The following is a 20,825-nucleotide window of genomic DNA, read 5'->3' as shown; positions in this document are numbered from 1 at the left end:
TGAATGGAATGGAATTGGCAACACGGGTCAGTGCATTAACACCATCGTCGACATTGGCGATTACGGCAAAAGCGAAAGCAATGAAAGCGGAAGGTATCGATGTCATCGGCCTTGGCGCAGGTGAACCGGATTTTAATACCCCGAAGGAAATCATCGAAGCCGCTTACCAATCGATGTTGGACGGTCAGACGAAATACACCCCGGCCGGCGGGATGGCTCCACTCAAGCAGGCTGTCATCGAAAAGTTCCAAAAAGACCAGGGGCTTGTCTTTAAACCGAATGAAATCATCATTACGAGCGGGGCAAAGCACGCGCTTTATACGCTGTTCCAAGTCCTATTAAACGAAGGCGATGAAGTGATCATCCCGGCACCGTACTGGGTCAGCTACCCGGAACAGGTGAAACTTGCGGAAGGCAAACCGGTCTTTGTGGACGGGAAAGAAGAAAACGAATTTAAAATCACCCCGGAGCAGTTAAAAGAAGCGATTACGCCGCGCACAAAAGCGTTTATTTTGAATTCACCGAGTAATCCGACCGGCATGATTTATACACGGGAAGAACTGGAAAAACTTGGTGATGTCTGCCTTGAGCACGGAATTTTAATAATTTCCGATGAAATTTATGAAAAGTTGGTGTACGGTGGCAGTAAACATGTGTCGATTGCCGAAATATCACCTGAACTAAAAGCGCAAACCGTGATCATTAATGGCGTCTCGAAATCCCATTCGATGACAGGATGGCGGATCGGCTATGCGGCCGGAAATGCGGAAATCATTAAAGAGATGACTGATCTCGCCAGCCATTCCACTTCCAATCCGACAACGCCTTCCCAGTATGGGGCATTGGCGGCTTATACGGGTGATCAGGCGCCGGTTGAGGAAATGCGGCAGGCGTTCGAATCGCGGTTAAATGCGGTTTTCGACCAGCTCGTACAAATTGACGGGGTGACATGCATTAAACCACAGGGTGCTTTCTACTTATTCCCGAATGTGAAAAAAGCCGCAAAAATGACAGGATACGACACGGTTGACGCCTTTGCCGCCGCTTTGCTTGAAGAAGCACGCGTCGCGGTCGTGCCGGGTTCCGGTTTCGGTGCGGAAGACAATATCCGCCTTTCGTATGCGACTTCATTAGAAAATTTGCAGGAAGCGCTGAAACGGATTGCAAACTTCATTGAAACGCATAAAAAATCTTGATTTTTTTAACCTGTTTCCTTTTTCCGGCCCGTTTTAGTATAATGGATTCCGTTACATATGTTGAACAGGCCGGAAAAAGGAACGAATGTTTTTTCTTTTTTGGAGGGAAATACCGTGAAAATCACAATTGCAGAAGTACACCATCATATTGGGGAGGAGGTGACGATCGGCGTTTGGCTGAACAATAAGCGTTCGAGCGGAAAAATCGTCTTTCTGCAGCTGCGCGACGGGACAGGTTTTATCCAGGGGGTCGTTGTGAAAAACGAAGTGGAAGAAGACATATTCCATACGGCAAAATCAATGAGTCAGGAAACGTCTTTTTATGTAACAGGTACGGTCCGGGAAGACGCCCGTTCCCCTTTTGGCTATGAATTGCAGGTATCCGGCATCCAGGTCATCCATGAAGCCGTTGATTACCCGATTACGCCAAAAGAACACGGAACCGAGTTTTTGATGGACCACAGGCATTTGTGGCTCCGTTCGCGCCGCCAGCATGCAGTCATGAAAATCCGGAATGAAATCATCCGGGCGACTTACGAATTTTTCAATGAGAATGGGTTTACGAAAATCGATCCGCCGATTTTGACGGGGAGCGCGCCGGAAGGGACAACGGAACTGTTCCACACAAAATATTTTGATGAAGACGCCTATCTTTCCCAAAGCGGCCAGCTCTATATGGAAGCTGCGGCAATGGCGTTCGGGAAAGTCTTTTCGTTCGGCCCGACGTTCCGTGCCGAAAAATCGAAAACGCGCCGCCATTTGATCGAGTTTTGGATGATAGAGCCGGAGATGGCGTTTTATGAACATGAAGACAGCCTGAAAGTACAGGAACAGTACGTTTCCCATATCGTCCAGTCTGTTATGAAGAACTGCGGCTTGGAACTCAAACGGCTTGAGCGCGATACATCTATGCTAGAAAAAGTAACAGTGCCTTTCCCGCGGATCACTTATGATGATGCCATTCAGTTGCTCCACGAAAAAGGGTTCGATGATATCCAGTGGGGCGAAGATTTCGGAGCGCCGCATGAAACGGCGATTGCCGAAAGCTTTGACAAGCCTGTATTTATTACTCATTACCCTACGGCGATTAAACCGTTTTATATGCAACCGGATCCTAACCGGCCGGAAACCGTGTTGTGCGCGGATTTGATCGCGCCGGAAGGGTACGGGGAAATTATCGGCGGCAGCGAACGTATCAATGATTACGATTTGCTGCTCAAGCGGATCAAGGAATTTAACCTTTCCGAAGATGCTTATAAGTGGTACCTCGATTTAAGAAAGTACGGTTCCGTCCCGCATTCGGGTTTCGGGCTCGGGCTGGAACGGACGGTTGCCTGGATTGCAGGTGTCGATCACGTGCGCGAAACAATTCCGTTCCCAAGGCTTTTGAACCGTATCTATCCTTAATATGGAAAAACGGCTGCAGTTTTTTTGTGCAGCCGTTTTTCTCTTTTAGCGCAGCAACCGGAATGGTTTTTCCATTCCTTTGCGGCCTTTAAACTGCTATACTTATACATGAGGTGTCCAATATGGATAAAGAGATTTTACTGGCTTGGTGGGAAGAAGGGGTTTTGTCGGTCCCCCAGCTTTTGTTGAAAAAATATAAACAGCTCGGCCTGGATGAAACGGAACTTGTGCTTTTGCTGCAAGTTTATTCTTTTTTAAAAGAAGGAAATTCATTCCCGACGCCCGAAGATTTGGCAAACCGGATGACGATTCCGGAAAGCATGTGTGTATCCATCTTGCGGCGGCTGATCCAGCATCAGTTTTTATCCATTGAAGAAGGGCATGGCGAGGGCGGTATCCTTTATGAAAAATATTCCATTAAGCCATTATGGGCCAAGTTGGCGGATGAATTTGTCTATGAGAAAAAACAGGATGAACTCGAAAAAAGCTTAAACGAAGAAACCGATTTATACACAACGTTTGAACAGGAGTTCGGCAGGCCGCTTTCCCCGCTGGAATGCGAAACATTGGCAATGTGGATCGACCAGGACGGACAGTCCCCCGAATTGATTAAAGCCGCCCTCCGTGAAGCTGTCATCTCCGGCAAATTGAATTTCCGCTACATAGACCGCATCCTGTTTGAATGGAAAAAGAATCGTATCCTTACTGTGGAAGAAGCGCGCGAATATGCGAGAAATTTTCGTAAACCATCCAAACCGGCCGCTGAAAAACCGAAAACATCAAATCCAGTTCCGTTTTATAACTGGCTCGAGCAATGAAAAAAAGCGGAGGATGTTTATTCATCGCGTACGGATTTGATTTGGCCTCAGGCTGGTGATAAAGGAAACAAGGCGAAGGAGCCGATGCCCGCTTATCTCAGGGAAGAGGCCGGAAAATCCGATAGCCGATAACGCCGCAGCTGGACAATAAAGAAAGGCGGAAGCGCTTTGCCAAGCCCCAGGAGAATGTTCCCGCCGGGTTTACCGATGGTTGAATAAATAAGTTTACAATAATTTTATTATGTTAACTTAATTGCTTTAGGAGTTATGATCATGCTGACAAAACAACAAATCCGATATTGTTTAGATGAAATGGGGAGGATGTTTCCGGATGCCCACTGCGAGTTAAACCATTCCAACCCTTTTGAACTGCTCATTGCTGTCACTTTATCCGCGCAGTGTACGGATGCGCTCGTCAATAAAGTAACAAAAATCTTATTCCAAAAATATATGGTGCCGGAAGATTACCTCGCTGTTCCTTTAGAAGAACTGCAGCACGATATCCGGTCGATCGGCCTCTTCCGCAACAAGGCAAAAAATATCCAAAAGATGTGCCGAATGCTGATCGAAGAATTTAACAGGGAAGTGCCGAAAACCCGCGAAGAACTAATGAAGCTTCCCGGTGTAGGGAGAAAGACGGCGAATGTCGTCTTGTCCGTTGCGTTCGGCATACCGGCGATTGCCGTGGATACCCATGTGGAAAGGGTAAGCAAACGGCTCGGTTTCTGCCGGTACAAAGATAGTGTGCTTGAAGTCGAACAAACACTGATGAAAAAAGTGCCAAAAGAAGAATGGTCGGTCACGCACCACCGGATGATTTTCTTCGGCCGTTACCACTGTAAAGCGCAAAATCCGCAGTGTGAAATCTGCCCACTTTTGGATTTATGCAGGGAAGGAAAAAAACGTATGAAAAAAAGGGAGGGGTGAAATTGGAAATCACGGTTCCGGAATGTTTAATGCACCCTTTATTTTTTAGCGGCAGAAAACAGCAAATCGATCCCGGAGCGGACAGCCTGGAAAATCGCGGCTTTTTCCCGTATGAATTGATATATGCTTCTGTGCCCCAAAATGCGGAAACGCCTTGGCAGGACGGAAAACGGTACATTCCTCAATATCTGGAATATTGGAAAGGGGTCAAAAGCATGTTGGAAGGCCAGTTCCGCCAGAGGGAGAAGCATACAAAAACGGGCATGCTTGAGGGCATTGCCGTTTTTATTTCTATTTTATTTTGGAGCAACCGGAAACCTGTTGTGCTCAAGGGGCTGGATAAAGAGCTTGGGCGTCTTGAAACGGTCCCGGTCAATATCGGGGAACGGCTCTGCTTTATTTTAAACCGGCCGGGATCCTACCCCTCTTTTTGCCAGTTGTCCGAACTGATCGATGAGCAGCATAAACATTGGGCGGGAAAACAGGCGAAGGTAAAATGGCAAAAATAAAAGCAAAAAAAGCATGGAGACTGTGGGTCTCCATGCTTTTTTTGCTTTTTATTCGCTACCGCCGTTTTTTATTACGTTTTTGTTTGTTTTTGGGCTTTTACCCGAATTGCCTTTTGAGTTGTTGTTCGAACTACCTCCGTTCGCTTCAGTGCCGTTATTTGAACCGTTCTCTGAACTGGATCCACTATTGGTGCTACTATTATTGCCATTTCCGTTATTGTTGTTTTCTGAACTGTTGTCATAATCACTGCTGCTTGAACCGTTGCTTGAACTGCTTCCATTGCCGTTCGTATTATCACTGCTTGTGCCGTTATCGGATCCTGACCCGTTGTTATTGTTTGAATTTTGGTCTGTGTTTGAGCTGTTCGAGCTGTTATTCGAAGAAGAACCCTTTGACTGGCCATTTTCGTTTCCGGCCTGCGTATCGGAATTGTTGCCCGGCACTGTTACGCTTGCCGATGCCGCTTTGCTTGTCACGCCGTTTAAAGTGGCGGTGACATTAATAGTATAGGTTGCGCCCGGTTCCGGATTGGAAATGGTCAGCGACTTGCTTGTTGTCGTGCCAAAGGATTGTGCATTGCCATTAACCGACCCGGCAACTTTAAAGGTTGCGCCCGAATCCGCATAATCCCATGTCACAACAATTTTATTGCCGTTAGCGTCGTATGAGGCCTGGACATTTAACGGCGAATCCAGTTTTACGGATTTTTTATCGATTGCTGTATCCACATGCCCGCGGATATACAATTCGCTTCCAATTCTCACCACGCTCTTCGGCATTGTAAAGTCAGGCGTTGTCTTGCCCTCTGAAACATAGCTCATTAAATGGCGGTAGATTTGCTGGGCAATCGTTTGGTATGGTCTTGTAATGCCGTATTTCTTGCCGTTTTCGCTTTCGTAGCCGGTCCATACCGACAGTGAATATCTCGTAGTATAACCGGTAAACCAGGCATCCTGGACAGAGGAACTTAATATTCCGTATTTTGCCAAGTCCTCATCACTGAAGTTTGTCGTACCTGTCTTACCTGCGGCATGAAGCCCCGGGATATTTGCGGTGATACCCGTGCCTTTTGTCAGCACATCTTTCAGCATATCTGTAATCATATAAGCGGTATAGTCGCTCATGGCAATTTTCGCTTGGTAATGCGGCTTAATTTCTGTTACGCCGTCCCGCAAAACAATTTTTCTAACCGCATGCGGCTGGTTGTAAATCCCTTCATTCCCAAAAGCCGCATATGCAGCGGCCATCTGCAACGGTGAAACCTGCAGGCCCCCGCCGATAGAGGCGGACTCGTTCAGGGCGTTTTTTCCGAAGTTAAAGCCGAGTTTTTTGGAAAATTTTAGCGCGTTTTCCCCGCCGACTTCCTTATATGTTTCAAAAGCAGGGATATTCCGGGATAAATAAAGCGCCTTTCTCATGGACATTGCGCCCAAAAATTTGTTGTCCCAGTCATTGATCGGCGTGCCGTCGCTATATGTGGTTTTCACGTCATTGAGCTGGTGGGCGGTCGACCATTTTAAATATTCGATTGCAGGACCGTAATCCAAAATCGGCTTAATCGTGGACCCCGGAGAGCGTTTCGTGTCCACCGCATAGTTGAAGCCACGCTCCACTTTCATATTGCGCCCGCCGCCGAGTGCGCGAATTTCACCGGTTTCTGTATCAACCAGCGCAATGCCGGCCTGAAGTTTATTGTCCGGATAGTTGATGACGGAATTTGAATTTAAGATTTTCTCCGTATATTTTTGCGCATTCGGATCTAAAGTGGTGTAAATCGTTAACCCGTCCGAATAAACATTGTAATTTCCAAGTTTCTGGACTTCCTCAATCACTTCATCCATAAAAGCAGGGTATTTATTCGCATTCGAGCTCCTGTCTTTTTCACTCACAAGGCCTGTCTTAATCGGTGTTGCCTGTGCCTGTTTCATCTGTTTTTTTGTGATTTTTCCGTGTTGATACATGAGGAAAAGGACAATATCCCGCCTTTTTTTCGCCAGATCCGGATGGTCAAACGGGTTGTAATTATTCGGGCTTTGTGGCATTCCTGCAAGGACGGCTATTTCCGGAAGTGATAATTTGCTTAAGCTTTTGCCATAATAATGTTCAGCAGCCGTTTCAAAGCCGAAAATGCCGTCCGACATATACACTTTGTTGATATACATTTCGAGAATCTCATGCTTTGTATATTTTCTTTCAAGCTGGATCGCGAGCCATGCTTCCTGGGCTTTCCTTTTTATCGTTTTTTCGTTTTTGTTATTAAGGGCCATGGAAACAACCTGCTGTGTCAATGTACTTGCGCCTTGTGAGCCGAAACCGTTTTTGAAGTTTGCGACGACGGCTCCGGCAATGCGGATAGGGTCAACACCGTGATGCTGGTAAAAGCGCGCATCTTCCGTTGACAGGATTGCGTTTTCCGCAAGTTTCGGAAGATGGTCGTAATCAAGATACTTCCGGTTTTGAGAACCTAAAACCGCAACAGTTTTGTTATTCTTGTCTTTTATAACCGATGGGACCGGATCGGTCAGTTGTTTTTTTGTCAATTTCGGGGCAGTGCTTGCATAGTACGCAAACGTAATGCCACCTGCAAGCAGCCCGACAAGCCCCAGAAGGAAACAGACAAGAACCAGCCGTTTGATAAACGTTAAAACTTTGTTTCTCGGTTTCCCTTTCTTTTTGTTTTTATGTTTATTTGCCTGCATTTGTTTCCGGCGTTCTTCGCGGGTTTGGTATTTTTCTGCCATGCTTAGCATTCCTTTCTTCTAAACCTGAAAAGCCGATTTAGATTACAAGTACATATTCGGTGCCGGACGCGGCTTTACGCCGGCCGGGCTTATTGGTTTTAAAAATTATACAATTTTTTTAAAATGGCGATATAATCAATTCTTGGCCTGTATCCGACCGGAATCGGGTACCCGGTTGCTTCGATTTCTTCTTTTTTTATCGATTTTCTCCCTCCGGCAAGCATTCTATCCCAGTAAAAAAATAAATGGCGGGATTCGAGCAAAAAAATTTCTTCCTCTTTCGCAAAACGGAGAATGACAAAGCAGATTCCGCCTTGTGCCACAACCTGCTTCATGTGGCTGATTTGATGCTTATGGAAGTTATGAAGCGGAAAAGAAGTATGGTTTTGCGTTTCCTTCGCTTCAAAGTCTATATATTTGCCGCAGCATACCCCGTTGTAGTCAGTCGTGGACGGCTGCTTAAAATACGCTTCTTTGATGACCGCGGTGCTCCGCGATTGGTAATCGACCTGGACAATTTGGATCGGGGTCGGCTTTTTATGAATAACGGCGATGCCTTCCTGCAAATAATATGCATTGGTTTCGTTAAGATCATCTTCCAATGTCATGCCCCGGTTGCCATACAAAATATTTTTCTGTTTTTCCTGTGTGTTGTAAGTTCCGGGGTTTTCTTTATACACTTTTCCGTTCGGGTAACGCAATTCCATGTTCTTTCACCTCATAAGCTAAATTATATCATAGCAGAACAGACAGGAAATATGTATTAAAAAATCAAACGGTCGGATAAGCAAAATGATTTACTGCTGATCCAAGCGAAATTGCGCGAAAGATACAAAAAGGAAGCGCCATTCCCAGCCTACCGAAGCGCGGAGGTAATTGTGTGTGGCAAATCCCACCGCATAAAGTAAAATGTAAAGGCAGGCGGAAGACATGCCGAAAAACCGTTTGGACCCGGGCCAATGGGTGAAAAGGATCCGGGCGGAAACATCAAAACTGAATCAGGATAATATTACAAGGACGGACGCTTATTTTCAATTTTACCGCCGGCATCCGGAAATCAAGTGGGCCTTTCTGGCTTCCATGGTGTCAAGGAATGCAGGCTGGAATATGTGCGACCTTGGGGGCGTGCTCTCCGCCATGATTCCGGAGCAGGCCCGCAAACAGCTTTTTTCGACTTACGAACGGGCCAATTGGATGATTTTCCATGACGCCTATCCGCAATTGTTGGTTTACCGTTATGCCACGTTGTACGATCCCGGGTTGCTTGAGATTCTCCCGGCATTCCAAACGTCTCGTTTTATGGTAACCGAATGGGCGCATTTTTTCCAATACCGGAATCAGGAAAGGCTTTTAAATGCGCTCATCATAAATGAACAAAACCTTATCCAGCATCCGGTTGTCGGGCATCCTTATTACCGGCGCCGCGTTTTTTCATCCATATGGTACCGGCTGCAGGATCTTTTCCATTTGAACTGTGTCGTGTTTCCAACGCTTGAGGGGAGGCTGTACGGGGATTCGGTCGTGCATTTCAACAATACGGGAAAAAGGATTGCTCTCGGGAAACGGCTTGCAGGTATCCTCTTCCATCCGGATATATATACCCGTTTTTTCCGGTTTGCTTTAAATATTCCCCACACCGGATCGCGCTATGATTATGAATGCCTTTTCGGGCTGACGCAAGATGCACCAGCGCTCCGGGCGATTTTCCCCGTTGTCCGGCACGACTGGAAGGAAAAGCGGGACTGGAGTAAGGGAAAAAAGCTGCAGAAAGAGTGGTTTTTACCTGGGGAACTTGAACACCCGTTAGACATCACCAACTGGTACTTCCGTAAACGGAAACGGATCAGGCAGTTCAGCGCAATGGCGGAACAGTTGAAAAGGTGGTGAAAATAAGTTTCGACGAGCAAAAAGCAAGGAAAAACTCCTTGCTTTTTGCTTTGATCAGGTGGAAGGGCGGTCAGGGCCGTTTAATTTCGGGTTTCCGCTTACCGTAGACCCTTTTTGTTCCTGCGCCTTTTTTTGCTGCTGCGCTTTATTGTCATTCGTTTTCATGGCAAGAGCACCTCCCTCGAGATTAAACCGGTTTTTCCGGCCGTTTTTATTGTTTGCAAAACCTCTTTTTGCATGCATGCTGTCGAAAAGCAACGCAAAAATCGGAGAAAGCCATTTTCTTTGCCGAATTGCTTCTAGTTTTGTCAAGTATGAAGGGACTTCATAGCCGGAACAAGAATGAAAAATTAAGCAAAAAATTCCGGTGTGTTCCGGGCGAAAAGGGGGAAAACGAATGCTTTCAAAAGCAGAGTTTTTGGAAGGACTGGATGAGATGGAAATTGCATTGGAAATGATCAGATCTGGAATCCAAAAGAAAATGGAAATAGAAATGGAGAAATTGTCCGTACAGCAATGGTACCTCTATACAAAAGTTAAAATGAAATTGGATAATCTCGAAAAAAGGGAGGAGGAATTCAGGAAGATTGCCCTTGCGCAATCGTACAGGATTGATGAAAAGAAGAAGACTTCCTAAAATAAAAGAAAAAGGTTTTACCAGGCAGGCTCTGCTGCAGGGTATTCCGCTGCCACAGGCATAAACAGAGCACTGCTGATGGCCAATATGGGGGTAGGCAGATGGAACTCAGGCATCTCATAGATTTAAACAGGCAATTGATCGAATATACGGAACAGCTTTCAAATATTTACCATGAGGTCAAGGAAACCGGGGAGGAAAAAGATTTTTTCAGCGAAGTCAAACCTTTTTGCGATCGCCTGAAAGAGGTAATTGATGAATGGTTGCCGCTTGCAAAGGTATGGGTGGCCGAAAACAGGCCGAAACATCTGTTTGTCTTACAGCTTGAACATACGGCCGAAAACTTGCAGATGGTTTCCGTGCGCGCCTTTTATCCGTCATCAAGCCGAAAAATGGTGTTGGACCATTTCCAGTCGGTTAAATATATATTGGCAAGGCTCCAGGAAGAACTGGAACGGGCGTAAAGCTTGGCTTTTCTCAAAATCCATTCGCCCCTGGGAAAGGCTCCTCCGCTTTTCAATTGTCAGCTGCAGGTATTTTCGGCTAGTGAACTTCAATCCCACTTCTTTTGAAAGTCAACATCGGCTCGCTCTATGGAACTCGATGCGTTTCCTTTATCTCAGTTCGGGGGCTGTGAAGTTCATACGCCGATAAGCAAACGCCCTCCGCTTTTCTTGGACATATCACCATTTTCTGCGCCCTTCATACATTAATCATGAGGAGCATGCAGGAGGAGATGGCGATGCGCGTTTTTCATGAACCTCATTTCAGACGCCCTGTGATGGGGAATCATATTTATCCGGCGCAAATGCCCGGCCTCATGCCGCACTACCCGCTTTTACCGTACCAGCCGCAGCAACATGTTTACGGCTATCCGCTTTATCCGTACCATTATGGCCCGTTTGGAGGGGGATATAATCAAGCGGCAGGGCCTTTACACGGGCAAATCCAACAAAATTTCGGGCATGATGACGGCATGCATTTGTTCGAAAATCCGCTGCAGCCGAATCAGCAGCAGAAAAACGGTCAGCAGGGCGGAAACAGTTATATGCATCCTTACCCGAAACACAATTTTCCGCAAAAGCCTCCGCATATTGGAGGGTCGTTTTTAAATTCTTTTAAGTCGCAGGACGGCTCCATCGATTTTAATAAAATGGTCAATACCGCCGGGCAGATGATGAATGCTGTAAACCAGGTATCATCGATGGTAAAGGGGCTCGGGGGCCTGTTTAAAAAATAGGCTTCCAGGCTCTTTTTGCTTATTCAAAGGCTTTATTCACAGCCTGCCGCCAGATGCCCGTTAGCAAAGCGGATGGCGCGGCCATGAACTGAATGATAAAAAAATGAGGGCTGCCTAGAATGCAGCCCTATTCGATCAGCAGTCTTTTCTTCTTTCCTTTCGGCACCCGGATCGTAAGCAAGCCGTTATCGTACTTTGCTTTCACCTGCTCGCCGTCAATCGGATGCGGCAGTGAAACCGTCCGGGACAGCCGCCGAACTTCGCTTTTCTTTACATAAGACTGCTTTTCTTCATCAACGCTTGTTTCTGTTTCGTCATGCTTAACGGAAATAGTGATAAATTGCTGGAAAATATCGATTTCAATCTGGTCTTTTTTGTATCCGGGCAGTTTGGCCGTAATCAAGTACATGTCTTCTTCCTCTTCCATGCGTACCGGAAAAGCATCAAACGGAAACGGGGAAGAAAAAAATTCGTCGATGCTCTGCAAAAAATGCTTGACCGGTTTTTCCTGGAAAAAATGATCCATGGCGTGCATCAGCTCATAAAAAGGATTTTTTTCATTTGGGCCGGATAAATTGGACATGCGGATGCTCCTTTCTGGATAAAGTTTCGTGCTGTCCCTCGCCCTTTTTATCAAAGGGCAAAAACTTTTTACCTTACTATATGAAAATGCGGCGAAAAAAGTGAAATACACTCTTTATAAACGAACGTTTATTCGCTATAATGGAAGAACGGGGTGAGGAATATTGTTCAGAAAAAAGAAATTGCAGGATATATTGGAGCAGCTGCGGATGGACCGTACTTTCCGGGAACGGATTGTCCACTGGCATACGATAGAGGGGAAACCGGCCGTAACGGCGCCTTTTCCGGAAAACGTGGAACCGCGCGTCCGGTCCGCTTTGGAAAACAGGGGGATAAAAGCGCTGTATTCACATCAGGTTGAGGCGTTCAACCTTGCGATGTCGGGCAAAGACTTTGTGGCCGTTACCCCGACGGCATCGGGCAAAACGCTTTGCTACAATCTGCCTGTTCTGCAGACGGTGATTCAAAACCCGAATGCGCGAGCGCTTTATATGTTTCCGACAAAAGCACTCGCACAGGACCAGAAAAGCGAAATGAACGAAATCATTGGAGAAGCGGGCGTTGCGGTGAACAGTTATACATATGACGGTGACACCCCAAGCAGTATCCGGCAGCGGGTGCGCAAAGCCGGCCATATTGTCATCACCAATCCGGATATGCTGCACTCCGCCATTTTGCCGCACCACACAAAATGGGTATCTTTTTTTGAAAATTTACGGTTTGTCGTCATCGATGAACTACATATATACCGAGGTGTGTTCGGCAGCCATGTTGCCAACGTGCTACGGAGATTAAAAAGGATATGCCGCTATTACGGGAGTAATCCCATTTTCATTTGTACATCTGCCACGATCCAAAACCCGAAAGAGCTGGCGGAAAACCTCACCGGCAAAAAAATGGAACTGATTGACAAAAACGGCGCGCCGAGCGGGACAAAGCATTTTCTTTTTTACAACCCGCCGCTCGTAAACAAGCCGCTCAATATCCGGAGAAGCGCGACCATTGAAGTCCGGAATATTGCAAGTGAACTTTTAAAAAACAAAATCCAGACGATCGTGTTTGCAAGAAGCCGGGTCAAGGTGGAAATCATTTTAAAATATCTGCATGAAACGGTGAAACATGAGCTCGGGGACAAATCGATCATGGGGTACCGCGGGGGGTACTTGCCGACCGAGCGCCGCAAAATCGAACAAGGCTTAAGGAACGGCGACATTTACGGGATCGTCAGCACGAACGCCCTCGAGCTTGGGGTCGATATCGGGCAGCTGCAGGTGTGCATCATGACCGGTTATCCCGGCACGATTGCAAGCGCCTGGCAGCAGGCCGGACGCGCGGGGAGGCGGCAGGGGGAATCGCTCGTTATCATGGTGGCAGGGTCGAACCCGCTCGACCAGTATATCGTCCGCCATCCGGAGTTCTTTTTTAACCGTTCCCCTGAAACTGCGCGCATCAATCCGGATAATCTTGTCATTTTAGTGGACCATGTTAAGTGTGCAGCATACGAGCTGCCGTTTAAAAAAGGCGAAACGTTCGGCGGTGTGGAAATTGAAGATGTGCTTGAATTTTTAACAGATGAAAGGATCCTCCACCGGCGCGGTGATGCTTGGTACTGGATGAACGACGCATTTCCCTCCCAAAACATCAGCCTGCGCTCCGCTTCGCAGGAAAATGTCGTCATTATTGATATCACAAGCGCGCCGGACGTACGGGTGATCGGGGAGATGGACCAGTTCAGCGCAATGACATTGCTGCATGAAGAAGCCATTTACCTTCATCAGGCGGTGCAATACCAGGTGGAAAAACTCGACTGGGAAGAGAAAAAGGCGTTTGTCCGTGAAGTAGCTGTCGATTATTACACGGACGCCAATCTTGCCGTGGAACTGCGGGTGCTGGAAGAAGACAAGGCTTGCGATCTGCAGGGGGCAAAAATCGGCTACGGCGACGTAATGGTGCGTGCGATGCCGACGATTTTCAAAAAGATTAAATTCAATACGCATGAAAACATCGGCTCGGGACCGATCCACCTGCCTGAAATGGAACTGCATACAAATGCGGTCTGGTTCTCCTTGGACGAAAACGTGATGCCGAAAGAACAGCTGGAAAGCGCGCTTATTGGCGCGGCACACGCGCTCCAGTCGATTGCACCGCTTTTTGCCATGTGCGACCTGCATGATCTCCAGGCGGTGCCACAGGTAAAAGCGGTCCATGACGAAAAGCCGACGATCTTTTTCTATGACCGGTATCCGGGGGGCATCGGGCTGAGCGAAAAAATATACGCCGGCGCGCATGAAATCCTTGAAGCGGCAAAATCGATGGTATCAAGCTGCCCGTGCGAAGACGGCTGCCCATCCTGCATCGGGGCGGAAACTTCAGCAGGCGATGCGAAAGGTGCAGCCATAAAGCTTTTGGATTATTGGCTGCATGCGCTAGAAAGCGGGGGACGTGCATCATGCCGTCACTAAAAGACAAATTAAACCGGATGAAAAGCCATATTGTAAGGGACAATCCGGCGCCTCCCGTGACAGACGGGAAGCAGCAGGTGGAGAAAATCCCTTACCTTGATATGTGGGAAAAGGGACTGGCTTCCCCGTACTTTTTGGATGGCGATTACTGCCTGATCCGGACCGTTCGTTATCCGCTTGAAACGCAGCACGGCAAATATAAGTTCCAAGATTATCTCAAGGCGGTAAAGCTGTGGAATAGGAGCCCCGTCCGGCATCCCTTATCCGCCAAAGGGTACAGCCCGTACGATTTGTTTTTCTTCGACACCGAAACAACCGGGCTCGGCGGCGGAGCGGGCAATACGATTTTTCTGCTCGGGTATGCGTCTTTTACGGAAGAAGGGGTCGTTTTAAAGCAGCATGTTCTTCCGGAACCGGGGCTTGAAGTACCGCTTTACTACAGTTTTTTGGAAAATATCGATTACACAACGCTTGTCACATATAACGGAAAAGCTTTCGACTGGCCGCAGGTAAAAACGCGGCACACGCTTATCCGTGACCATGTGCCGCGTCTCCCTGAGTTCGGCCATTTTGATTTGTACCATGCGGCAAAAAGGCTTTGGAAGGATGAACTCGAATCGGTCAAACTTGTAAATGTCGAACGGGAAATTTTAGGATTTGAACGGGCGGGGGACATCCCCGGGCATTTGGCGCCGATGATTTATTTTGATTTCGTCGAACGCAAAAATCCTGAAGGCCTGTTCGGTGTTTTAAAGCATAATGAACTGGACATTTTATCTTTAATTGCATTGTACACGCATCTGACTTTTCAAATTTTGCAGGCGGACCCCGGGCAAACGGCAAAGGAAAAACGGCTTGTCGGAAAATGGTTTGAATCTATCGGCGAAGATGATGCTGCCATCCGAAACTTTGAACAGGCGGCGGCCGGTGATGATCTGGCCGCTAAACACCGCCTCGCTTTCCAGTTCAAAAAACGGAAAGAATACAAAAAAGCAGAACGGCTGTGGGCCGAAGTGGCGGAAAAAGCGCCAGGTGCCATGGGGGCGGAAGCGTGCATTGAACTGGCGAAACTGTTTGAACACACGGAAAAGAACTACCAATTGGCTGCTGGCTACGCCGAAAAGGCGCTTGGCATATTCGAGCGGTTTAGCGCTTTTGGTTCAGCCAAATGGAAAAAGCACCGTTTGGAAACGGAAAAACGGCTCGTACGGCTGCACAGGAAATTACGCAGCCGGGAAAAATAAAATCCGGTTCGGCTATTTCCTGGGCAAGCGCATCATTCGACGGAAATGGCCGCGGTTTTGGCGGGAAGTGTTGCGATTTGTCGCATCGGAAGGCTTCCTGAGAAAAAACGGAAGGCTATGTCGATTTCCGTATTTTGTTATTGTCTGGAGCCGGTATGCCCGTTACAATAGTTTTTGTCTAAATTGAAAATAAAGAGGTTGGTTGAAAACATGCATCGGGCACTACTGTTTCTGTTTTTTGTGTTCATCGGTCTTGTTGCGTTTTTATTTGCGGCGCTGCATGATTCAATATCCTTATTTTTATAGCGGGCGGGCAAACACGGTAAATTGGGTTTTTTCATTAGTACATGTTCCCTTTTCGAGTCATAGGTTAGTAGTGTAAGAAAAAAGACGATTGATGATGAAAGGAGATTGGAATATGTTTCACCATTGCCCGCCGCGCATCATGCCGGCAGTTGTCCATCCGACCAAGTGCTGTGTTACGCATACGCACCAGGATATCATCGTACCGCATATTTTCCCGACACATACAACCCATGTGAACCATCAAGCATTCCATCAGCAAAACTACTTTCCGCATACGGATTCGTTTGTCAATGAAGTGGATCCGGGAACGGTTACCAATTTTTATGATCCGGTTGTACCGCGGCCGCCGAAGTGCTGCTGACCGGACAATACGGCAAGGATCAAGAAGATCCTTGCCGTTTTTCCATTTTCGGGTCTAAAATAGAATTAATTTCAGGATAAGGAGCATAAAGCTTTGGGTAAAGTTGTCGCCATTACCGGCTATAAACCGTATGAATTGGGGATATTCGGGACTGATCACCCGGCAATCCATTATATTAAAACCGCCATCCAAACCCGGCTGCTGGAACTGGTTGATGAAGGGTATGAATGGGTGCTGATTTCCGGGCAGCAGGGGACGGAATTATGGGCCGCTGAAACGGTTTTCGACTTGCAGATTGAATATCCCGAATTGAAGCTGGCTGTTTTAACGCCGTTTGAAGGCCAGGAAGAAAAATGGCAAGAAGAGCAGAAAGCGTACTATGAAATGGTGCTGTCGCAGGCGGATTTTGTGGCTTCCATTTCCCGGAAGCCTTACGAAAGCCCGCAGCAGTACCACAATAAAAACAGAATTTTTGTGCATAAAAGCGACTGCCTGCTCATTGTATTCGATGAAGAACGGGAAGGCTCCCCGAAGTATTTGTACGAGGCCGCAAAAAAATACAGAGAAACGCATCCGTATGACATCCGCATCATTGACTTTTATGATTTACAGGCAATAATAGAAGATGAACAAACGGATTTTTGAATAAAACTACAATTAATTGACAAACAAATTTGTTTTTGAAAAAATGAAATTATGTCTGGGAAATGTAAGGTGGTGCAAACATGTTATCGGATCAAATTAAATTGACGGCCAAAGACATTTTGGAAAAGGAATTCAAGACAGCTGTCAGAGGGTACCGGCAGGAAGAAGTGGACAAGTTTTTGGATTTGATCATAAAAGATTATGAAACCTTTAATCAAACAATCGAAGAACTTCAGCAGGAAAACCAGCGTCTCAAAAAGCAGGCCGAAGAATTAATCAAACGCCAGCCGGTACAGCAAATGACCGGAACAACCAATTTTGATATTTTAAAAAGGCTTTCAAACCTTGAGAAGCATGTTTTCGGCAGCAAACTAAACGAATAGCCGGACGCTTTTTTGGGATTTTTTTCAGGCTCCGCTATAAATTGCTGCTTGCAAGTTCCATTTTTGTTTTATATAATGAGTGAGCATTGTGAATAACGTTTGGGTAATCGCTGCAGCCGGAATTGGCTGTTGAGGAAAGTCCATGCTCGCACGGTGCTGAGATGCCCGTAGTGTTTGTGCCTGGCGAATCCATAAGCCAGGGCAGCCTTTAATAAGGCTGACGGCAGGGAAAACGCCTAAACCTTTTACGGCATGGCGGAGTACCCTTGAAAGTGCCACAGTGACGGAGCTTTACGGGAAACTGTAAAGGTGGAACGAGGTAAACCCCGCAAGCGAGTAACTCAAATGATGGTAGAGGCACCCTTTCCGAGGAAATGAACGGGGAAAGGGACAAGCGTGATGCTTGTAGATAGATGATTACCGCCTTCGTACGAGATGCCGCCACATCGTTTGCAGTACAAAGGTACAGAACATGGCTTACAAAACGTTATTCTGGCTGGATTAGTGGGTAATGGGCCCGGCGCCGCGGTATATGGTGGAAATCGAATACCGTCGGTGCCCGGCCTTTTTTATACATAAATGGCGTGCCACAATACATCCTCGAAATCCCTTTCGCAGGCGTGCAGCGTGGTGACTGGCAGTAATATTTCCTTTACAATCTACATAAAAAAGGACGGGTGGAACAATGTCTGATTTTCATTTGATCGCAACGAGCGCGATGGGGATTGAAGCCCTTGTCGCAAAAGAAGTACGGGCGCTCGGGTATGACTGCACGGTGGAGAACGGGAAGATCGAATTTTCCGGCGATGAATCGGCAATTGCCCGCGCCAATCTTTGGCTGAGGTGTGCGGACCGCGTGAAAATCAAAGCGGCGGAGTTTAAGGCGGAGACGTTTGATGAACTGTTCGAACAGACAAAAGCGGTTCCTTGGGAAGATTATCTTCCGCAAGATGCGGAATTCCCTGTCACGGGAAAATCGGTCAAATCGAAGCTGTTCAGTGTGCCGGACTGCCAGGCCATCGTCAAAAAAGCGATTGTCGAACGGCTGAAATCCCGTTACAGGGGAGTCAGCTGGTTTAGCGAAAACGGGCCGCTTTATAAAATCGAAGTCGCTTTGTTGAAAGACATCGCAACGATCACCATTGATACGAGCGGCGCGGGGTTGCATAAACGTGGGTACCGTGCGGCGCAGGGACAGGCCCCGATTAAAGAAACGCTTGCCGCGGCAATGATCCAATTGACAAACTGGCATCCGGACCGCCCGTTCCGCGACCCGTTTTGCGGATCCGGTACGATTCCAATTGAAGCCGCTCTGATCGGCCAAAACATCGCCCCGGGTTTTAACCGCGAATTTTTAAGCGAAACGTGGCCGTGGATGGATGAAACCGTTTGGAGGAGGGCACGCGAGGAAGCGGAAGACCTGGCCCGGTATGATCAGCCGCTTGACATTATTGGTTCCGACATTGACCACAAAATGGTTGGGATTGCACAGCAAAATGCCGATGAAGCGGGTCTCACAGGCATCGTCCGTTTTAAACAGATGCAGGTGGCCGACTTTACGGCGAAGGAGGAATACGGTGTCATTCTCGGCAACCCGCCGTACGGGGAGCGGATCGGGGAACGCGCGGAAGTCGAGAAAATGTACCGCGACATGGGGCGGGCCTTTTCAAAACTGAAGACGTGGTCCGTTTACATCCTCACTTCGTTTGAAAATTTTGAGCATGTTTACGGCAAAAAAGCAACGAAAAAAAGAAAATTGTACAACGGATCGATCCGCACCGACCTTTACCAGTTTTGGGGGCTGAGACCGCCAAGGAAAAAGGAAGAGTGACCGTTTAAAGCAGCGCAAACAATTTAGCGCTGCTTTTTCTGTTTGTGTTTATTCTAAACAAAATGGTAAGATGGGAATTAGAATCATTGGATGGGAGGCATGATTATGGCAGTGGGGCCAATTGAAGAACTGGAAAAGACGTTTTTGCAGTACGTTAAAAAAATCAAAACATACGAAGAGGCGCTCGCATTGATTTACTGGGATTTGCGGACTGGCGCGCCTAAAAAGGGCGTGGAGCAGCGCGCGGAAGTGATCGGCGTTTTATCGGGTGAAGTGTTTGCCATGCAGACATCGAAAGAGATGGGGGAATTAATCGAAAGGCTCATGCCGTACAAAGGCAACCTGTCGGAAGTAACCGCCAAAACATTGGAAGAGTGCAAAAAACAATACGAACGCAGCAAAAAAATTCCGCCGGCAGATTACGAGGCATACACAGTGCTCGTTTCAAAAGCGGAAAGCGTTTGGGAAGAAGCAAAGGCGAAGGCCGACTTCAACCTTTTCAGGCCGTATCTTGAACAAATTGTCGGGTACAAAAAGAAATTTGTCCAGTACTGGGGATATGATGGCAATCCGTACAATACCTTATTGGATTTGTATGAACCGGGCATCACAGTGGATGTGCTTGATAAAGTTTTCCAACAGGTAAAAGAAGCGATTGTGCCGCTCGTACATAAAATTAACGCTTCCAAAGAAAAGCCGCGCACCGATTTTCTTTTTAAAACGTTCCCGAAAGAAAAGCAAAAAGCTTTCACCTTGAAAATTTTGGAACAAATGGGCTTTGACTTCAATGCCGGCCGGCTGGATGAAACGGTGCATCCGTTTGCAACCTGCATCAACCAGGGAGACGTGCGGATCACGACGCGTTACGATGAAAAAGACTGGCGCGTCGACGTTTTCGGTGTCATGCACGAAGGCGGCCATGCCCTCTACGAGCAGCATATTTCAAAAGGGCTTTCAGGCACGCCGCTTGCCGAAGGGGCTTCGATGGGGATTCATGAATCGCAGTCACTGTTTTACGAAAACATCATCGGCCGCTCATACGCGTTTTGGAAGAAAAATTACGCACTGTTGAAGCAGTACGCTTCCGGGCAGTTTGACGATGTGCCTTTGGGGGAATTTTACCGGGCAGTAAACGAAGCGAAACCTTCCCTCATCCGGATTGAAGCCGATATGCTGACGTATTCGCTTCATATAATGGTCAGGTACGAAATCGAAAAAGCGCTGTTCAACGATGAAATCAGTGTGAAAGACCTGCCTGTAATTTGGAATGAGAAATATGGGGAATATTTGGGCGTCCGGCCGCAAAACGACGGGGAAGGCGTGCTCCAGGATGTGCACTGGGCCGGCGGGGATTTCGGCTATTTTCCGTCTTATGCGCTCGGCATGATGTACGCCGCCCAGTTTAAGCAAGCGATGCTGAAAGATTTACCTGATTTTGACGGACTTGTTGCAAAAGGCGACCTGCAACCAATCCGAGAGTGGCTCACAGAGCATGTCCATCGGTTCGGCAAAATGAAAAAACCGGCGGAAATTTTGCGTGATGCCACAGGAGAAGAGCTCAATGCCCAATATTTGATTGATTATTTAACAGAAAAATTCACGGACGTGTACCGGTTACAGTAATAAATTGAAAATATTCCTTCTTTTT

At 47.2% G+C, this 20,825-nt stretch carries 20 protein-coding genes and 1 other RNA gene; 17 read left to right on the top strand and 4 right to left on the bottom strand.

Going from position 1 to position 20,825, the window contains the following annotated elements; translation table 11 throughout:
- Positions 1-8 precede the first annotated feature (8 nt).
- From BpJC4_RS11785 to BpJC4_RS11765, 5 genes are all read left to right on the top strand, one after another.
- Positions 9-1,196: a pyridoxal phosphate-dependent aminotransferase gene (locus tag BpJC4_RS11785; protein WP_151680738.1), complete on the top strand. Its 1,188-nt coding sequence runs from the start codon at positions 9-11 to the stop codon at positions 1,194-1,196.
- Positions 1,197-1,310: 114 nt separating this feature from the next.
- A complete protein-coding gene (gene asnS, locus BpJC4_RS11780; protein WP_151680737.1) occupies positions 1,311-2,603 on the top strand; it encodes an asparagine--tRNA ligase in 1,293 nt (430 codons plus the stop codon).
- 122 nt (positions 2,604-2,725) lie between these two features.
- Positions 2,726-3,421 (top strand): DnaD domain-containing protein, encoded by a 696-nt coding sequence (locus BpJC4_RS11775; RefSeq protein WP_151680736.1) that lies wholly within the window; start codon positions 2,726-2,728, stop codon positions 3,419-3,421.
- A gap of 273 nt (positions 3,422-3,694) precedes the next feature.
- Positions 3,695-4,348 (top strand): endonuclease III, encoded by a 654-nt coding sequence (gene nth, locus BpJC4_RS11770; RefSeq protein WP_151680735.1) that lies wholly within the window; start codon positions 3,695-3,697, stop codon positions 4,346-4,348.
- A gap of 2 nt (positions 4,349-4,350) precedes the next feature.
- Positions 4,351-4,857 (top strand): YpoC family protein, encoded by a 507-nt coding sequence (locus BpJC4_RS11765; RefSeq protein WP_151680734.1) that lies wholly within the window; start codon positions 4,351-4,353, stop codon positions 4,855-4,857.
- A gap of 48 nt (positions 4,858-4,905) precedes the next feature.
- Here BpJC4_RS11765 and BpJC4_RS11760 read toward each other — a convergent pair whose 3' ends face one another.
- Positions 4,906-7,599 carry a PBP1A family penicillin-binding protein gene (locus tag BpJC4_RS11760; protein ID WP_151697943.1) on the bottom strand — a complete coding sequence of 898 codons (2,694 nt, stop codon included), beginning with the start codon at positions 7,597-7,599 and terminating at the stop codon, positions 4,906-4,908.
- 98 nt (positions 7,600-7,697) lie between these two features.
- Positions 7,698-8,306: a Holliday junction resolvase RecU gene (recU, locus tag BpJC4_RS11755; RefSeq protein WP_151680732.1), complete on the bottom strand. Its 609-nt coding sequence runs from the start codon at positions 8,304-8,306 to the stop codon at positions 7,698-7,700.
- A 223-nt stretch (positions 8,307-8,529) separates the two neighbouring features.
- Here recU and BpJC4_RS11750 point away from each other — a divergent pair, with 223 nt between their 5' ends.
- Positions 8,530-9,486, top strand: a complete 957-nt coding sequence (locus tag BpJC4_RS11750) for a DUF2515 family protein (RefSeq protein ID WP_151680731.1) — start codon at positions 8,530-8,532, stop codon at positions 9,484-9,486.
- A 54-nt stretch (positions 9,487-9,540) separates the two neighbouring features.
- Here BpJC4_RS11750 and BpJC4_RS11745 read toward each other — a convergent pair whose 3' ends face one another.
- Positions 9,541-9,798, bottom strand: coding sequence for a hypothetical protein (locus BpJC4_RS11745; RefSeq protein ID WP_151680730.1), 258 nt, complete (start codon positions 9,796-9,798; stop codon positions 9,541-9,543).
- 85 nt (positions 9,799-9,883) lie between these two features.
- Here BpJC4_RS11745 and BpJC4_RS11740 point away from each other — a divergent pair, with 85 nt between their 5' ends.
- The 3 genes from BpJC4_RS11740 to BpJC4_RS11730 all read left to right on the top strand — a co-directional run bounded on the left by BpJC4_RS11740 (position 9,884) and on the right by BpJC4_RS11730 (position 11,363).
- On the top strand, positions 9,884-10,123 hold the full coding sequence (locus BpJC4_RS11740; protein WP_151680729.1) for a hypothetical protein: 240 nt from the start codon (positions 9,884-9,886) through the stop codon (positions 10,121-10,123).
- 101 nt (positions 10,124-10,224) lie between these two features.
- On the top strand, positions 10,225-10,587 hold the full coding sequence (locus tag BpJC4_RS11735) for a YppE family protein (protein ID WP_151680728.1): 363 nt from the start codon (positions 10,225-10,227) through the stop codon (positions 10,585-10,587).
- A gap of 278 nt (positions 10,588-10,865) precedes the next feature.
- The gene (locus tag BpJC4_RS11730; protein WP_151697942.1) at positions 10,866-11,363 is read left to right on the top strand and encodes a YppG family protein; all 498 of its coding nucleotides are present in this window, start codon (positions 10,866-10,868) and stop codon (positions 11,361-11,363) included.
- Between the two features lie 127 nt (positions 11,364-11,490).
- Here BpJC4_RS11730 and BpJC4_RS11725 read toward each other — a convergent pair whose 3' ends face one another.
- Entirely contained in the window at positions 11,491-11,946 is a 456-nt protein-coding gene (locus tag BpJC4_RS11725) for an Hsp20/alpha crystallin family protein (protein WP_151680726.1), read from the bottom strand.
- 208 nt (positions 11,947-12,154) lie between these two features.
- On the opposite strand from BpJC4_RS11725, the gene BpJC4_RS11720 reads away from it, so the two are divergent.
- The 8 genes from BpJC4_RS11720 to BpJC4_RS11685 all read left to right on the top strand — a co-directional run bounded on the left by BpJC4_RS11720 (position 12,155) and on the right by BpJC4_RS11685 (position 20,800).
- Positions 12,155-14,407 (top strand): DEAD/DEAH box helicase, encoded by a 2,253-nt coding sequence (locus BpJC4_RS11720; RefSeq protein WP_216643731.1) that lies wholly within the window; start codon positions 12,155-12,157, stop codon positions 14,405-14,407.
- A complete protein-coding gene (locus tag BpJC4_RS11715; RefSeq protein WP_151680724.1) occupies positions 14,395-15,651 on the top strand; it encodes a ribonuclease H-like domain-containing protein in 1,257 nt (418 codons plus the stop codon). Before BpJC4_RS11720 ends, BpJC4_RS11715 begins: the two co-directional genes overlap by 13 nt.
- Before the next feature lie 418 nt (positions 15,652-16,069).
- On the top strand, positions 16,070-16,318 hold the full coding sequence (locus BpJC4_RS11710; RefSeq protein WP_151680723.1) for a CotD family spore coat protein: 249 nt from the start codon (positions 16,070-16,072) through the stop codon (positions 16,316-16,318).
- 93 nt (positions 16,319-16,411) lie between these two features.
- Positions 16,412-16,963, top strand: coding sequence for an SLOG family protein (locus tag BpJC4_RS11705; RefSeq protein ID WP_151680722.1), 552 nt, complete (start codon positions 16,412-16,414; stop codon positions 16,961-16,963).
- Between the two features lie 80 nt (positions 16,964-17,043).
- A complete protein-coding gene (gene gpsB, locus BpJC4_RS11700) occupies positions 17,044-17,346 on the top strand; it encodes a cell division regulator GpsB (protein ID WP_151680721.1) in 303 nt (100 codons plus the stop codon).
- Positions 17,347-17,441: 95 nt separating this feature from the next.
- Positions 17,442-17,831, top strand: an RNA gene (gene rnpB / locus BpJC4_RS11695) — RNase P RNA component class B.
- 200 nt (positions 17,832-18,031) lie between these two features.
- Complete coding sequence (locus BpJC4_RS11690) at positions 18,032-19,177, top strand: THUMP domain-containing class I SAM-dependent RNA methyltransferase (protein ID WP_151697941.1); 1,146 nt, start codon at positions 18,032-18,034, stop codon at positions 19,175-19,177.
- 105 nt (positions 19,178-19,282) lie between these two features.
- Positions 19,283-20,800, top strand: coding sequence for a carboxypeptidase M32 (locus BpJC4_RS11685; RefSeq protein WP_151680719.1), 1,518 nt, complete (start codon positions 19,283-19,285; stop codon positions 20,798-20,800).
- The last annotated feature ends 25 nt before the right edge of the window (positions 20,801-20,825 follow it).

This window comes from Weizmannia acidilactici, from assembly GCF_008974185.1.
Taxonomy (GTDB): Bacteria; Bacillota; Bacilli; order Bacillales; family Bacillaceae_C; genus Weizmannia; species Weizmannia acidilactici.
This window is presented reverse-complemented; position numbering and strand designations above follow the sequence as displayed.

Excerpts from the sequence above, each read along its gene's own strand:
- BpJC4_RS11720 (WP_216643731.1), top strand. The coding sequence starts at position 12,155 with ATGGACCGTACTTTCCGGGAACGGATTGTCCACTGGCATACGATAGAG.
- BpJC4_RS11685 (WP_151680719.1), top strand. The coding sequence starts at position 19,283 with ATGGCAGTGGGGCCAATTGAAGAACTGGAAAAGACGTTTTTGCAGTAC.
- BpJC4_RS11735 (WP_151680728.1), top strand. The coding sequence starts at position 10,225 with ATGGAACTCAGGCATCTCATAGATTTAAACAGGCAATTGATCGAATAT.
- BpJC4_RS11775 (WP_151680736.1), top strand. The coding sequence starts at position 2,726 with ATGGATAAAGAGATTTTACTGGCTTGGTGGGAAGAAGGGGTTTTGTCG.
- BpJC4_RS11760 (WP_151697943.1), bottom strand. The coding sequence starts at position 7,599 with ATGGCAGAAAAATACCAAACCCGCGAAGAACGCCGGAAACAAATGCAG.
- BpJC4_RS11750 (WP_151680731.1), top strand. The coding sequence starts at position 8,530 with ATGCCGAAAAACCGTTTGGACCCGGGCCAATGGGTGAAAAGGATCCGG.
- BpJC4_RS11785 (WP_151680738.1), top strand. The coding sequence starts at position 9 with ATGGAATTGGCAACACGGGTCAGTGCATTAACACCATCGTCGACATTG.
- recU (WP_151680732.1), bottom strand. The coding sequence starts at position 8,306 with ATGGAATTGCGTTACCCGAACGGAAAAGTGTATAAAGAAAACCCCGGA.
- BpJC4_RS11725 (WP_151680726.1), bottom strand. The coding sequence starts at position 11,946 with ATGTCCAATTTATCCGGCCCAAATGAAAAAAATCCTTTTTATGAGCTG.
- nth (WP_151680735.1), top strand. The coding sequence starts at position 3,695 with ATGCTGACAAAACAACAAATCCGATATTGTTTAGATGAAATGGGGAGG.
- BpJC4_RS11710 (WP_151680723.1), top strand. The coding sequence starts at position 16,070 with ATGTTTCACCATTGCCCGCCGCGCATCATGCCGGCAGTTGTCCATCCG.
- BpJC4_RS11730 (WP_151697942.1), top strand. The coding sequence starts at position 10,866 with ATGCGCGTTTTTCATGAACCTCATTTCAGACGCCCTGTGATGGGGAAT.
- BpJC4_RS11740 (WP_151680729.1), top strand. The coding sequence starts at position 9,884 with ATGCTTTCAAAAGCAGAGTTTTTGGAAGGACTGGATGAGATGGAAATT.
- gpsB (WP_151680721.1), top strand. The coding sequence starts at position 17,044 with ATGTTATCGGATCAAATTAAATTGACGGCCAAAGACATTTTGGAAAAG.
- BpJC4_RS11690 (WP_151697941.1), top strand. The coding sequence starts at position 18,032 with ATGTCTGATTTTCATTTGATCGCAACGAGCGCGATGGGGATTGAAGCC.
- BpJC4_RS11715 (WP_151680724.1), top strand. The coding sequence starts at position 14,395 with ATGCCGTCACTAAAAGACAAATTAAACCGGATGAAAAGCCATATTGTA.